The sequence below is a fragment of the Kineococcus rhizosphaerae genome, assembly GCF_003002055.1.
Classification (GTDB): domain Bacteria; phylum Actinomycetota; class Actinomycetes; order Actinomycetales; family Kineococcaceae; genus Kineococcus; species Kineococcus rhizosphaerae.
The window spans coordinates 45,165-58,745 of the sequence record NZ_PVZF01000005.1 but is presented as its reverse complement, the minus strand read 5'-3'; the positions used below and the strand labels follow the sequence as shown (position 1 = coordinate 58,745).

The following is a 13,581-nucleotide window of genomic DNA, read 5'->3' as shown; positions in this document are numbered from 1 at the left end:
CACCCGTGGCAGGCGGACCGACGCAGAACTACGCGGCAGGAGGGACGAGCTGGCGACCCCGCCCCGTGCTGGCGGCGCTCGTCCGTGGGACCGCCTCGTTCGGTCCGGTGCTGTTCGCGCTCGGCGTGGGGGCGGCGGCGGCGCACTGGGCGCCGGCCTCGCGCGTGGGGGTGCCGCCGGTGCTGTGGCTGGTCCTCGTCGTCGTCCTGCCGACGTCGGTGCTCGTGGCCCTCTCCCGCTGGCTGCGACGGCTCGTGCCGCTGGCCTCCATGCTGCGGCTCAGCCTCGTGCTGCCCGACCGCGTGCCCAGCCGGTTCGAGGTCGCGCGCCGCACCTTCTCGCCCGCGGCCCTGGAGCAGGACCGCGCGGGGGACGGCGCGGACGAGTCCGCGGAGCGCCTGCTCGCGCTCGTCGGCAGCCTCGCGGCGCACGACGCCCGCACCCGCGCGCACGGTGAACGGGTCCAGGCCTACGCCGCCCTCATCGGCCGCGAGCTGAAGCTGCCCGAGGCCGACGTGGAACGGCTCAGCTGGGCCGCGCTGCTGCACGACGTGGGCAAGCTGCACGTGCCCGTCGACGTCATCAACAAGAACGGGCGCCCCACCGAGGCCGAGTGGGCGCAGCTGCAGCAGCACCCCTGCCACGGCGCGCGCCTGGTCCAGCCCCTGCGCTCGTGGCTGGGCCCGTGGCTGGACGGTGTGGACCAGCACCACGAACGGTGGGACGGCGCCGGCTACCCCCGGGGGCTGGCCGGCACGGACGTCTCCCTGGCGGCGCGCATCATCGCCGTGGCCGACACCTACGACGTCATCACCTCGGCGCGTTCCTACAAGAAGCCGATGCCCGCCGAGCAGGCCCGCGCCGAGATCACCCGCTGTGCCGGGACCCAGTTCGACCCCGACGTCGTGCGGGCCTTCCTGTCGGTGGGCATCGGGCGGCTGCGGCTGGTCGCGGGACCGGCGACCCTGCTCGCGGCGTTGCCGGGCGTCGGGTCACTGCCGGCGCAGGCGCTGTCGTCCGTGGCCGCCATCGGGCAGACGGCCGGTGGCCAGGTCCTGGCGGCCGTGCTCACGGCGACGGTGGGAGTCGGTGCGAGCACCGCCGCGGCCTCGGTGGACCTGCCGACCGCCTCCGCCGCCACCGCCCGTCCCGCGGCCGACCACGCCACCACCCCTCCCGGCACCGTTCCCACCGGCACACCCACCGGTGCGCCCCCAGCCGCTCCCGTCCCCACCTCCGACGCGCCCACGGCGGCCGCCGCGTCGTCGTCCACGGCGGCGCCGACCCTGGGGCCCGGGGCGGCCACGCCCCCCGCGGGGCAGGGCACCGCCCCGCCTCCGACGAGCTCGGCGCTGCGCGACGCCTCCCCGGCGTCGACCGTCCGCAGCCGTCCGGCGGCCACCGCGGTCCGCAGCACGCCCACCGCCCGACCGACCGTGACGCCCGTCCGCAGCCCGGTTCCCACGAGCCGCCCGACGGCGTCGCCCGCCGCCAGTCCCACCGCCAGTCCCGCCGCCGTCCCCACGTCCGGTCCGACCACGGCCCCACCCAGCGGTCCGACGTCCGGTCCGACGTCCGGTCCGACGTCCGGTCCGACCACGCCTGGCGGGTCGACGGCCGCCCCCACGAGTACCGGGTCCACGGCACCGGGGCCCGCGACGGCCACGCCGACGGCCACGCCGACGGCTACGGGGACCGCCACGGCCACGGCCACGGCCACCGCGACGGCCACGGCCACCGCGACGGCCACGGCCACGGCCACCGCCACGGCCACCGCGACGGCCACGGCCACCGCGACGGCCACGGCCACGGCCACCGCGACGGCCACGGCCACGGCCACCGCCACCCAGGTGGGGAACTGCAGCGGCAACGGCAACGGCAACGGTCGAGGACACGGGAACGCCCACTGCTGATCCCGTCCACCGGCCTGCGCGACGTCCGCGGCGAGACCCGGTACGACGAGCGCTCACCGTCCGGGCCGGGACTGCACGGCCGCGGGTACCGCGGGTGAGACCGGTCGTGCGACGTCCCGCACCGCGGGGCCCGGGACGGGGCGGGGTCCGCCTTGAGCCACCTCCTCCCGGCGCCGGGCCGGGTGGGGCGACCGAGGAGGGCCGCCCCGGTCGTGCGGCGTCCACCGGGGTCCCGACCGTGGTCGGCGCAGGGGCCGAGCTTGGGACTGAGGTGCACGAGCCGCCGGGCAGCAGCGCGGGTGCTGCGCCGGCGCTCGGCCGTCCGTGCGGTACCGCACCGGCGCTCGCGGCCGCCGGGACGCGGGCGTCGACCTGCGCGAGCGCGCCGACCCGCGTGCCGGGTCATCGGCCGGCCCCGGCGGACCGGGCGGGGTGTTCGGCTCGGTGCGGACGAGCGAGCGGCCCCGTCCCTCGACCGGTTCCTCGACACCGACCACCAGCGGCGGCGGGCCGCCGGCGGACCCGAGGGGCCGGCCGGGGACCGTGGTGCCGCCCCGGGTGGCCCCGCGGGCGGGGCGACGTCACGGCCCACCCGGGGCCGGACCTCAGAGCGTGAACGTGGCGACGAGGGCGTTCAGCTCGGCCGCCGACCGGGCGACCTCGTCGGCCGTGGTCGCGGTGTGCCCGGCGCTGGTCGTCGTCTGGGAGGAGGCGGCGGCGATGCCGGAGATGTTCACCGAGATCTCCTGGCTGCCGGTGGAGACCTCGGTGACGTTGCGGACCATCTCGGCGGTGGTCGCCGACTGCTCCTCCACCGCGGCGGCGATGGTGGCCTGCAGCGCGTCGACGCGCACGATGACCTCGCCGATCTGCTCGATGGCGGCGGTCGCGGCCTGGGCGTCGGCCTGCGTCGCCCCGACCTTGGCGACGATCTCCTCGGTGGCCCGGGCAGTCTGCTGGGCCAGTTCCTTGACCTCCCCGGCCACGACGGCGAAGCCCTTGCCCATCTCCCCGGCCCGCGCGGCCTCGATGGTCGCGTTCAACGCCAGCAGGTTCGTCTGCTCGGCGATGGAGGTGATGAGCTTGACCACGTCACCGATCTCGCGGCTGGAGGCGGACAGGCGGGCCAGCGTCACCGAGGCGTCCTGGGCGGCGGTGACGGCGGTGGCGGCGGTCGCGGAGGCGTCGGCGGTGGCCGAGGCGATCTCGCGGATCGCCGACGTCATCTGCTCCCCGGCCGCGGCGACGGTGCCGATGGAGGCGCTGATCTGCTCGGTGGCGCTGGAGACGACCTGGGCCTGGGCGGCGGACTCCTCGGCCCCGCCGGACAGCTGGGTGGCCACCGTGGTCAGCTCCTCGCTGGAGGCGGCCAGGGCGCCGGCGTTGACGCTGATGCGCCCGACGGTGGCCGACAGGGAGTCCAGGGAGGTGTCGGTGGCGGCGGACAGGCGGCCGACCTCGTCCTTGGCGACGTACGCGACGCGCTGGTCGAGCCGGCCCGCGGCCAGGCCCTCCATGACGACGACGGCCCGGCCCAGCGGGCGGGCGATGGAACGGGAGATGAGGACGGCCACGACGACGGCCAGGGCCAGGGCGACCAGGACGCACACGACGAGGACCGCGACGGCCTGACGGTAGGCGGCCTTGCCCTGCGCGGCGAGCTGCACGGCCGAGGCGGCCTCGGCCTCGTTGATCGTCGCGAGGGCCTGGGCGACCTTCTCGCCCTGCGGCGTCACGGTGGAGGTGCGCAGCGCGACGAAACCGGCCAGGTCGTTGTCCGTGGCCAGCGGGACGAGGCCCTGGGCGGCGCTGCGGTAGGCCGTGAGGGCGTCGGTGTAGGTGCGCTGCTCGTCGGTGCCGGCCGCGGGGTCGGTGCCCAGGTACGTCGTCCAGGCGGCGTCGAGGGCCTTGCCGTCGGCGTCCGTCTGCGCCAGCGCGGCGCTGGTGCCGGCCGCGTCGGGGGTCAGGGCGGCGTTCGCGATGTCCAGCTGCAGGCGGACGAAGGCGGTCTGGACCGTGTCGATGCTGTCGACCGAGGCGATGCCCGACGTGGACAGGTAGTCCATCTTCGCCTGGGCGGCGCTGAGGCGCTGGACGCCCACACCGGCCACGAGGACCAGCAGGACCCCCACGAGGCTGAAACCGACCGCCAGCTTGGCGGCCACGCGCAGGTCGCGCAGTGCAGCGAACACGTTCTCTCCCACGGTCCGGGCGAGGTCGGCCCGGTGACGTCGGCCCCGGTGGCGGCGGCCCGCGCTGGCCGGCCCAGCGCTCCTGACCGTGCCGATCGACCGGCGGGCCCGGCACCTGAGCCGCAGTGACGGGCGACACCCGGCTCCGCACGGTTCCGCCGGCGCACCGGGGCGCGGGGGTGGCTCGACCACGAGAGAGCCTGCCCGACGGCGGCTCCGGGAAGCAGGACGGCTGCCGCGCCCAGGCGCGGGCGCTGCGGGCCGGGGGCGGCAGCGTGCCCGAGATCGCGGAGCTGTTCGGGGTCACCCGCCAGCGCACCTCGGCCCTGCTGGAACCGGAGCGCGACGCGGGCTGACGCGCCCGCCCCTCAGAGCTCCAGGTCCACCACGACGGCGCGGTGGTCGCTGCCCCCGACCCGCTCCACGCGCCCCGAGACGCGTACCGCGGCGGGCAGGCCGTCGGCCAGGGCGTGGTCGAGCTGGACCTTGGGCGCGGGGGAGGGGAACGTCGGGCCGGTCACGAGCGGCGTCCACGGCAGCACCCGCCGCACCACGCCCGGCGGCAGGTTCAGGTCCCCCAGCAGCACCAGTGGCCGGGGCAGGGTCCGGGCGAACTCGCGGATCCTGCGCAGCTGCACCCCGGCCTGCCAGGGCGTGAACGACAGGTGCGTGGCGAGCACGCTGACCGGCCCGGCCGGGGTCCGCAGCACCGCGGCCACCACGGCGCGCGGCTCGTCGGGGATCAGCCGCAGCCCCGCGGCGGGGTCCAGCACGGGCAACCGCCCGCGCCCGGCGGGCATCCGCAGTTCCCGGAACCCCAGCGCCTCGTCGTGCGGGCCGCGCAGCAGTAGGGCGATCCCGTACGACGGCTCGTCCGCCACCGTCCGGTGCGCCTCGCGGACCCCCTGCGGTGCACCGGGTGTGCCGTGGACGGTCGCCACGAAACGGCCCCGGCCGCCGAGGCCGGCGGCCAGCAGGGCGGTCTGGTCCACCCCGGCGCTGCGCGGCAGCAGGTGGTCCACCTCCTGGACGGCGACGGCGTCGGCGTCCAGCGCCGCGACGGCCTCGACGAGCGCGGGCGTGTCGACGCGCCCGGAGCGCAGGTCGCGCCCGGACGCGGCGTTCACCGACGCCAGCCGCAACCGCACGGATCAGCCCAGCGGGTGGGCGTCGGCGTGGGTGGCGAGCTCGTCGAGCATCCGCCGGGCGTCCTCGACGATCTCGGCGTCCTCGATGCGCAGCCCGAGCAGCAGCCAGCGGGCCAGGGCGAGCTCGCCGGCCAGGCGCGCCCGCAGCAGCAGGTCCGGGTCGGGCGGTTCGGGCAGGGCGTGGGCGTAGGCCTCCAGCACGGACTCCAGCGCGTCGGGGTCGGCCCCGACGGCGAGCCAGGCGAAGTCGTCGGCGGGGTCGGCGACCTTGGCGTCGACCCAGCCGGTGATGCCCGTCAGCGTCGCGCCGTCGGTGCGCACGTGCTCCCCGACGAGGTCGCCGTGCACGGGCGTCGCCGCGAACCGCCAGTGCGTGACGTCCTCCATGAGCGCCTCCCAGCGCGTGAGCAGCCGCGGCGGGACGTGACCGGTGCCCGCGGCGCGGTCGAGCTCGGACAACCGGCGGCGGCGGTACTCCTCGGCGTCGTACACCGGCACCCCGGCCTCGGTGAAGACGGCCGCGTCGACGCGGTGCAGCGCGGCCAGCCCGACCCCCAGGGAGGCGGCCAGCCCGGGACCGGGGCGCAGGTCGCCGGGGTCGAGCGGGTGGCCCGGCAGCTCGGGGTGCACGACGCAGCGGCCCCCGTCGGGCAGGGCCAGGGTCCCCACGACCTCCGGGACCGCGAACGGCAGCGGGGCCGCGAGGTCCTTCAGCAGGCCCCGCAGCAGGTCCATCTCGGTGTCCAGCGCCGCGGCGGCCGCGGCGCGCCGGGGGGTCCGGACCACGAAGCGCCCGCCGCCGTCGTCGACCACGACGGCGACGTCGAAGTCCGCCCCGTCGGCGTCGGCGGGACCCGCGGCCACGACGTCCAGACCCCGCACGGCGGCGGTGGCGAGGGCGGCGAGGACACGGGGGGAGCGGGCGGGCACGCCCCTACGGTATGGGGAAGGGGGCTGCGTAGGGTGCAGGAGTGACCCCCGTGCCGCTCCCGAGTCCTCCGCTGCGCGATCTCGCGCTGTCCCGCCAGCACCTCGACCGGGCCGGGGCGAACCGCACGTCGCCGACCTGGCTGGCCGACCTGTGGCGCTCGGACACCACGCGCGTGCTGCGGGTGCACGCCGGCCGCGCCCCCGTCGTGACCACTCCCGAGGGTCCCCGGCTCGTCCTGCGCGCGCCGTCCGAGGTGCCCGCCCCCGGCCCGGACGACCTGACCCTCTACCTCGGGGTGGACGACAGCACCGGCACGCCGGTCCACCACGTCGCCCTCGTGTCCGCCGACGCCGAACCGGAGGCCACCGACGGCGCCGCGGGCGGCGAGGAGTGGCGGGGGCTGCGCGAGGTCGGCGAGGACCTGCCCGCCCTCGACGCGGGACTGTTCACCGAGGCCCTGGCGATGGGCAACTGGCACGCCGTCACGCGGTTCTCCCCGCGCACCGGCGAACCGCTGACGGCCACGACGTCGGGCTGGGTCAAGGCCGAACCCGGTGGGCGCGAGCACTTCCCGCGCTCGGACGCCGCCGTCATCATGGCGATCGTCTCCCCGGACGACCGGCTCCTGCTGGGGCACCAGCCGGTCTGGCCCGCCAACCGCTACTCGGTGCTCGCGGGTTTCGTGGAACCGGGGGAGTGCTTCGAGGACACCGTGCGGCGCGAGGCGTTCGAGGAGGCCGGGATCGTCATCGGCCCCGAGCTCGACGACGTCCGCTACCTGGGCAGCCAGCCGTGGCCGTTCCCCGCGAGCCTCATGGTGGGTTTCGCGGCCCGCGCCGTGACGACCGACATCAAGGTCGACGGCGACGAGATCGCGCTGGCCCGGTGGTTCACCCGCGAGGAGCTGACCGAGGAGCTGAAGACGGGCGGGGTGCTGCCGCCCCCGGGGGTCTCGATCGCGCGCCGGCTCATCGAGGCCTGGTACGGCGGTCCGCTGCCCGTCCCGAACGACCACCCCTGGACCTGAGGCTCACTCCCGCAGCAGTTCCGCGGGGTGGCGCGGGTCCTCGCAGCGCAGCACCACCGCTGCGGCGTCGGCCGGCGAGTCCTCGGCCAGGTAGCGGTTCCAGCCGCCGAGGACCCGTGCGGCGTCCTCGGCGGGGACCCGCCGCCGGATCGCGGCGTCCGACGTCGTCAGGTGCACCACGGCGTCGAAGCCCCACCGCACGTCGTCCTTGAGCAGGAACGAGCCGGCGAACACCAGCACCGCGTCGTCGGGCGCGTCCTGCCGCGGCGCGCGCGAGGCCCGGTCGGTCTGCGGGTCGTACAGCGACTCCACCCACCGCCGCCCGGACGGTTCTCCCAGCGGTGCGAGGAGCTCGCGGTACACGCCCGGTACGTCGAGCCAGGAGTCGTAGTAGGTGTCCGGGTCGTCGCGGCCGAACTCGAACCGCAGCGACCGGGGCCGCCAGAAACCCCGCCAGTCGGCGACCAGCACGGGCCGCGCGAGCGCCCGCAGAGCCGCGACCAGGTGCTCGGCGTACCAGCGGGTGTCGGCGTCGACCGCCCCGTCGACCCCCACCCGCGCCCCCGGGGGCAACGAGACGGCCCACCGGTCCGCGAACTCGCGGGGGCCGGTGGGCCGGAAGGTCGTGGTCAGGACAGCTTCGCCTTGACCTCGGCCACGGAGGGGTTGGTGGCCGCCGAACCGTCGGGGAACAGCAGGGTCGGGACGGTCTGGTTGCCGCCGTTGACCTGCATGACGTACTCGGCCGCGTCCGGGACCTCCTCGATGTTGACCTCGGAGTAGCTGATGCCCTCGCGGTCCATCTGCGACTTCAGGCGACGGCAGTAGCCGCACCACGTCGTCGTGAACATCGTGACGCTGCCGGCCGCCGGGGCCTCGATCGTGGACACGTCCTGCTCCTCCTGTTGACCGTCTGGTGACCGCTGCCGGTGCTGTGACCCCCCGTGCAACCACGGGGCCCGCGGGCATCTTCCCCCCACCCGCACCCGGCGCGTCGTCCACACCCCGCCCCGCCTGCTCCCGGCCCGGCCCCGGGTGGGAGAAGATGGCCCCGCCATGACGACGACTGACTTCCCCCGTTCCGGGTCCGTGAACGCCGACTCCGTGCTCGACGGGCTCGACCCCGAGCAGCGGCAGGTCGCCACGACGCTCGACGGCCCCGTCTGCGTCCTGGCCGGTGCCGGGACCGGCAAGACCCGCGCCATCACCCACCGCATCGCCTACGGGGTCCACTCCGGCGCGTACGTCCCCAACCGCGTCCTGGCCGTCACCTTCACCGCCCGCGCCGCCGGGGAGATGCGCACCCGGCTGCGCGACCTCGGCGTCGCCGGCGTCCAGGCCCGCACCTTCCACGCCGCGGCCCTGCGCCAGCTGCAGTTCTTCTGGCCCCAGTCGATCGGCGGGACGCTGCCGAACCTGGTCGAGCACAAGGCCCCGCTGATCGCCGACGCCTGCAACCGGCTGCGCCTGCAGGCCGACCGCGCCCGCATCCGCGACCTGTCCGCCGAGGTCGAGTGGACCAAGGTCATGCTCGTCGACCCCGACGACTACGTGAAGGTCGCCACCGCCACCGGCCGCGGCGAACCGGGCGGCCTCGACCTGCCGACGGTCGCCCGGGTCGTGCGGACCTACGAGGACGTCAAGACCGACCGCGCCGTCATCGACTTCGAGGACGTCCTGCTGCTGACCGCGGGCATCCTCGACGAGCGCCCCGACGTGGCCGCCACCGTGCGCGAGCAGTACCGGCACTTCGTCGTCGACGAGTACCAGGACGTCTCGCCCCTGCAGCAGCGGCTGCTCGACCTGTGGCTGGGCGAGCGCCAGGACGTCTGCGTCGTCGGCGACGCCAGCCAGACGATCTACTCCTTCGCCGGGGCCACCCCCGAGCACCTGCTCGACTTCCCCCAGCGCCACCCGGGCTCGAAGGTCGTGCGGCTGGTCCGCGACTACCGCTCCACCCCCGAGGTCGTGGGGCTGGCCAACTCGGTGCTGTCGCTGGCCACCGGCCTGCACGCCCGGGCGCGCCTGGAGCTCATCGCGCAGCGCCCCTCGGGCCCGCCGCCGACGTTCACGGCCTACGACGACGACGTGGCCGAGGCCGCCGGGGTCGCGGCCCGCATCGCCGCCGAGGTGCGTGCCGGGCGCAGCGCCAAGGACATCGCCGTCCTGTTCCGCACCAACGGGCAGTCCCAGGCGCTGGAGTCGGCGCTGGCCGACGCCGGGGTCGGCTACGTCGTGCGCGGCGGGGAGCGCTTCTTCTCCCGCAAGGAGGTCCGCGACGCCATCGTGCTGCTGCGCGGGCAGGCGCGCTCGGCGCTGCCGGGCCACGACCTGGGCGTGGAGACGCGCGCGGTGCTGAGCTCGGCCGGGTGGGCCGAGAAGGCCCCGAGCGCCGGCGGCGCGACCCGCGAGCGCTGGGAGTCGCTGCAGGCGCTCGTGCTGCTGGCCGACGAGCTGGCCGAGAAGCGGCCCGGTTCGGGACTGGCCGACCTCGTCGACGAGCTCGTCGAACGCAGCCAGGCCCAGCACGCCCCCACGGTCGACGGCGTGACCCTGGCCTCCTTCCACGCGGCCAAGGGCCTGGAGTGGGACGTCGTCTTCCTCGTCGGCGTCAGCGAGGGCCTGCTGCCCATCTCCTTCGCCGAGACGCCCGAGGACGTCGAGGAGGAGCGCCGGCTGCTGTACGTGGGCATCACCCGCGCCCGCGAGGGCATCCACCTGTCGTGGGCCAGCGCCCGCACGCCGGGCGGGCGCGCCAGCCGCAAGCCGTCCCGGTTCCTCGACCCGGTCCGGCCGCAGGCCGCGCCCGCGGGACGCCGGGCCGGGACGGCCCCGGGGACGCAGAAGGCCCAGGGCCCCATGACGTGCCGCGTGTGCGGGCAGCCGTTGAGCGCGGCCGTCGACCGCAAGCTGCGCCGGCACGCCGACTGCCCGGCCAGCTACGACGAGGCCGTGTTCGAGAAGCTGCGGGGCTGGCGCAGCGCGACGGCGAAGGCGGACGGGGTGCCCGCGTACGTGGTGTTCACCGACGCCACGCTGGTCGCGATCTGCGAGGCGATGCCCACGACCACGGCGGCGCTGTCGCGCATCACCGGCGTCGGCCCGGCCAAGCTGGAGAAGTACGGCGACGACGTGCTCGGAGTTCTGGCGAGCTGAACCACCTGACCCGTTGCGTCGCAACGGTTCGAGGGGTCGTTGAGAACGTCACCGGAATCTCGGCGGGTGGATCGCCGAAAAAGGCGTTGTCGTTCCCTCGCGGGTACCCCTAGAGTCGGAAGCACCACAGCGCGGGTACAGGCCCCGCGCGGACGCGCAGCAGAGGAGGGCAGCACGATGGAAAGCACCACGTTCGCGAACGCGACCACCGGCATCGTCGCCGATGCCTCCTCCGCCGTCGCCCGCGCTCGGTCCGCGTCGACGCCCGCGTGCGCCACGTGGGAGCGCAGCCACGCGTCCACCCCCGTCATGACCACGGGTGGAGTGCGTCTGCTCCCGGCCACCGCCGGGCGCCTGCGCCACGACAAGGGTGCCTACGGCGCCACCTCCATCCCGTCCTCGGGACCCTCAGCTTCGAGTCCACCGTCCTAGCTCGCTAGAACGGCAGCCTCCAGGCCGCGGATCCCGACACCTCGGGTCCGCGGCCGTTTTGCGTTCGTGGGCTCTTCGACGCCGAACCACCACCGCCGGAGAAACAGTTGACCAGCCAGTCCACGCTCCGCAGGACCCGACCGAGCACCCGAACCACCAGCACCACCGGTACCACCGGACGAGAGAAGGAGGTGAGCGGCATGACGCGCCGCCACACGCCGGACCCGCTGCCCTGCCGCCGTTTCGACTCCGAGCTCTGGTTCGCCGAGAAGCCCGACGACGTCGAACTCGCCAAGTCGCTGTGCCAGGAGTGCCCGCTCGTGAATGCCTGTCTCGCAGGCGCTCTCGAACGCGCAGAACCCTGGGGCGTCTGGGGCGGGCAGCTCGTGCTCGCCGGGGTCGTCGTACCCCGCAAGCGCCCGCGCGGTCGCCCGCGCAAACACCCCGTCGCCGCGTGAACGGCACGGGGGACCCTTTCGTGACAACCACTGGAGACATCACCGTGTCGTACGTCGAAGAACAACTCCTGCGAGAACGGACGGCCGAGGCGCACCGTCACGCCGTCCGCCTGCGCACCCTGCGGGCCCTGCGCGCCCGGCGCAGGGCCGAGGTGGCCGCCCGGCGGGCCCTCGTCCTGGCCGTGCGCGCCGAGCGGGCTGAGGCCCTGGCCGACCCGGACCGCGAACTGCTCGGGGTCTGAGCCGGCCGGGCGGGGGGCCGGCGGAGCCTCCCGCCCCCGAGGTCAGCGGACCGGCAGGTCCAGGCACCCGCACGCCGGGTGCGGTCGCCACCAGCGCTGCCGCACCCGGCCCTCGGGCAGCAGCAGTTCCAGGCTCGCCCCCACCGTCGAGGGGCGCGCTCCGTCGAGGAACGTCAGCACCTGCAGCGCGGCCAGCCCCGCCACCGCGCGGGCCGTCGCGGCGTCGGCGGGCCGGCCCGCGCTGCGGGAGAACGCGTCCCGGACCGCGGGCCACTGCGGGTCGTCGTCGGTGCGCCAGCGGTCCAGGCACCGCAGGCACGCCGAGCGTCCCGGCAGCACCAGCGGTCCCACGACCGCGTCGGTGTCGCGCAGCACCACCGACAGGTGGGCCACGCCGTCGGCCTGCGCACCGTCGGCCTGGACGGGGTGGGCCACGTGGTCGTGGACGAGGACGAGCAGGTCGGCCGGGCGCCGGGACGGCGAGGTGCCGGGGACGTCGCGGTCGCACAGCAACCGGCCCACCCCGGCGTCGGCGAGGACGGCGAGCAGGGCGTCGGCCGTCGCCGCGGGGCCGACGACGGCCACCCCCGCGCGCGAGCGCAGGCGCCGGCGCGCCTGCGGCGCCGGCCCGTGCCGGTCGTACGCCGCCCAGGCGAGGAGTTCGCCGGACGCGGGGAACGGATCGGGCTCGCCGGGCCCGGGCGCGGCGCGGCCGGCGGGGATCACGACGGCGCTGCGCGGGCTGGACCCGACCTGCACGCTGCCGTCGGGGCGCCGCGCGACGGGGACCCCGTCCGGGACCTCCGGGGGGAGCGGGGTGTGGGGGAGGGGCACCCGGCCACTGTGCCGCAGCCGCTCCCGACGTGGACGCCGTCGTCCACAGGTCGCCCGCCGGTCGTGCCGCCCGGTGGTGACCCCGTGACGGGGTCACCGACCGGACCGTGGTCGTGCGGTCAGCCGGCCTTGCCCAGGATGCGGTTCAGGTTCGTCCCGCACACGGGGCAGGTGCCCTTCGCCATCCGCCGGCCGTTGGTCTCCACGACCTGGCCCTCCGCCTCTCGCTTCTCCTTGCACTTCACGCAGTAGAACTCCCCGCTCCACGTGTCGGCCATGGTGCCCTCCTCGACTCAGGTGCTCGTGCTCCGCTTCGGCGGTCCGCGTCGGACGGCGGTCCGCCGGGACCGCGGCGACCCGGCGGTGGGTCGCGGTCCCGTCCGGCATCGTGCCCTGATCCACGGCGCGGGGCGCGTCGGCGCGCCCGGTCGCGGCGATCCGCGCCGCTTCCCGCCGCCGCCGGGGGGGCCGCAGGGTAGCCTGCCGGAGGTGAGGGCTCACCAGGAGGGTGCAGCGGCGCTCGACGCTGCTCCGGTGGCCGCTGCTCCGGTGACGGGTGTCCCCGACGGCACCCCTCGCGGGCACCTCCCGGACCACCGCGGCGACGACCACCTCGGGGACGTCGACGTGCGCCGCAGCCGTCGCCGCACCCGCACCGTGTCGGCCTACCGCGACGGCGACCGCACGGTCGTCCTCATCCCCGCCCGGTTCAGCCCGGCCGAGGAGCAGGAGTGGGTCGACCGCATGGTCACCCGCCTCGAGGCCGCCGACCGCCGCCGCAACCCCCTCGACGGGGACCTGCTCGAACGCTCCCGCGAACTGTCCCGGCGCCACCTGGACGGCCTGGCCCGCCCGCAGTCGGTCGCCTGGGTCGACAACCAGCACCACCGGTGGGGTTCGTGCACCCCCGCCGACGGCAGCATCCGCCTGTCGAGCCGGCTGCAGGGCATGCCGAGCTGGGTCCTGGACTACGTGATCCTGCACGAGCTCGCGCACCTGCTGGTGCCCACGCACTCCCGGCAGTTCTGGGGGCTGCTGGAGTCCTACCCGAAGACCGAGCGGGCGCGCGGTTTCCTCGCCGGGTTCGACCACGCGACGGGCCGGGAGGGGCCGGGCCACCACGACCGCGACGACGAGGACGAGCTGCCCGAGGACGAGGCCCCCGAGCACACCCCCGCCGAGGCGGGTCCGCCGGGGACGCCGGCCGTCGAGGTCATCGCGACGACCGGCTGATCCCCGGGCCGGCGC

Annotated in this window: 14 protein-coding genes; 7 read left to right on the top strand and 7 right to left on the bottom strand. The window is 76.1% G+C overall.

The annotated features are described in order from the left end of the window. Positions 1-5 precede the first annotated feature (5 nt). Positions 6-1,913: an HD-GYP domain-containing protein gene (locus CLV37_RS11240; protein ID WP_146149369.1), complete on the top strand. Its 1,908-nt coding sequence runs from the start codon at positions 6-8 to the stop codon at positions 1,911-1,913. Positions 1,914-2,518: 605 nt separating this feature from the next. Here CLV37_RS11240 and CLV37_RS11235 read toward each other — a convergent pair. Beyond that, positions 2,519-4,105, bottom strand: coding sequence for a methyl-accepting chemotaxis protein (locus CLV37_RS11235; RefSeq protein ID WP_106210726.1), 1,587 nt, complete (start codon positions 4,103-4,105; stop codon positions 2,519-2,521). 179 nt (positions 4,106-4,284) lie between these two features. Here CLV37_RS11235 and CLV37_RS27560 point away from each other — a divergent pair, with 179 nt between their 5' ends. Continuing rightward, complete coding sequence (locus tag CLV37_RS27560; protein WP_170127201.1) at positions 4,285-4,461, top strand: helix-turn-helix domain-containing protein; 177 nt, start codon at positions 4,285-4,287, stop codon at positions 4,459-4,461. 12 nt (positions 4,462-4,473) lie between these two features. On the opposite strand, the gene CLV37_RS11225 is transcribed toward CLV37_RS27560, so the two are convergent. Both CLV37_RS11225 and CLV37_RS11220 read right to left on the bottom strand, forming a co-directional pair. Next, entirely contained in the window at positions 4,474-5,232 is a 759-nt protein-coding gene (locus tag CLV37_RS11225; protein WP_170127200.1) for an endonuclease/exonuclease/phosphatase family protein, read from the bottom strand. 24 nt (positions 5,233-5,256) lie between these two features. Further along, on the bottom strand, positions 5,257-6,183 hold the full coding sequence (locus tag CLV37_RS11220) for a phosphotransferase (protein ID WP_245885359.1): 927 nt from the start codon (positions 6,181-6,183) through the stop codon (positions 5,257-5,259). Positions 6,184-6,233: 50 nt separating this feature from the next. On the opposite strand from CLV37_RS11220, the gene nudC reads away from it, so the two are divergent. Further along, entirely contained in the window at positions 6,234-7,211 is a 978-nt protein-coding gene (gene nudC, locus CLV37_RS11215; RefSeq protein ID WP_170127199.1) for an NAD(+) diphosphatase, read from the top strand. A gap of 3 nt (positions 7,212-7,214) precedes the next feature. Here nudC and CLV37_RS11210 read toward each other — a convergent pair whose 3' ends face one another. Next, the gene (locus CLV37_RS11210) at positions 7,215-7,766 is read right to left on the bottom strand and encodes a nucleoside/nucleotide kinase family protein (RefSeq protein ID WP_106210291.1); all 552 of its coding nucleotides are present in this window, start codon (positions 7,764-7,766) and stop codon (positions 7,215-7,217) included. A gap of 74 nt (positions 7,767-7,840) precedes the next feature. After that, positions 7,841-8,062, bottom strand: coding sequence for a mycoredoxin (locus CLV37_RS11205; RefSeq protein ID WP_106210724.1), 222 nt, complete (start codon positions 8,060-8,062; stop codon positions 7,841-7,843). A 205-nt stretch (positions 8,063-8,267) separates the two neighbouring features. Here CLV37_RS11205 and CLV37_RS11200 point away from each other — a divergent pair, with 205 nt between their 5' ends. The 3 genes from CLV37_RS11200 (at position 8,268) to CLV37_RS27555 (ending at position 11,499) form a co-directional block, all read left to right on the top strand. Then, positions 8,268-10,367 carry an ATP-dependent helicase gene (locus CLV37_RS11200; RefSeq protein ID WP_106210289.1) on the top strand — a complete coding sequence of 700 codons (2,100 nt, stop codon included), beginning with the start codon at positions 8,268-8,270 and terminating at the stop codon, positions 10,365-10,367. Between the two features lie 632 nt (positions 10,368-10,999). Next, entirely contained in the window at positions 11,000-11,257 is a 258-nt protein-coding gene (locus CLV37_RS11190; protein WP_106210285.1) for a WhiB family transcriptional regulator, read from the top strand. A gap of 20 nt (positions 11,258-11,277) precedes the next feature. Continuing rightward, positions 11,278-11,499: a hypothetical protein gene (locus CLV37_RS27555; protein WP_170127198.1), complete on the top strand. Its 222-nt coding sequence runs from the start codon at positions 11,278-11,280 to the stop codon at positions 11,497-11,499. A 42-nt stretch (positions 11,500-11,541) separates the two neighbouring features. On the opposite strand, the gene CLV37_RS11180 is transcribed toward CLV37_RS27555, so the two are convergent. Continuing rightward, entirely contained in the window at positions 11,542-12,333 is a 792-nt protein-coding gene (locus tag CLV37_RS11180; RefSeq protein WP_170127197.1) for a TOMM precursor leader peptide-binding protein, read from the bottom strand. A 119-nt stretch (positions 12,334-12,452) separates the two neighbouring features. Beyond that, positions 12,453-12,611: a DUF5679 domain-containing protein gene (locus CLV37_RS11175; protein ID WP_106210279.1), complete on the bottom strand. Its 159-nt coding sequence runs from the start codon at positions 12,609-12,611 to the stop codon at positions 12,453-12,455. A gap of 256 nt (positions 12,612-12,867) precedes the next feature. Between CLV37_RS11175 and CLV37_RS11170 the strand changes: the two genes are divergently transcribed. Beyond that, positions 12,868-13,566: a M48 metallopeptidase family protein gene (locus CLV37_RS11170; protein ID WP_245885358.1), complete on the top strand. Its 699-nt coding sequence runs from the start codon at positions 12,868-12,870 to the stop codon at positions 13,564-13,566. The last annotated feature ends 15 nt before the right edge of the window (positions 13,567-13,581 follow it).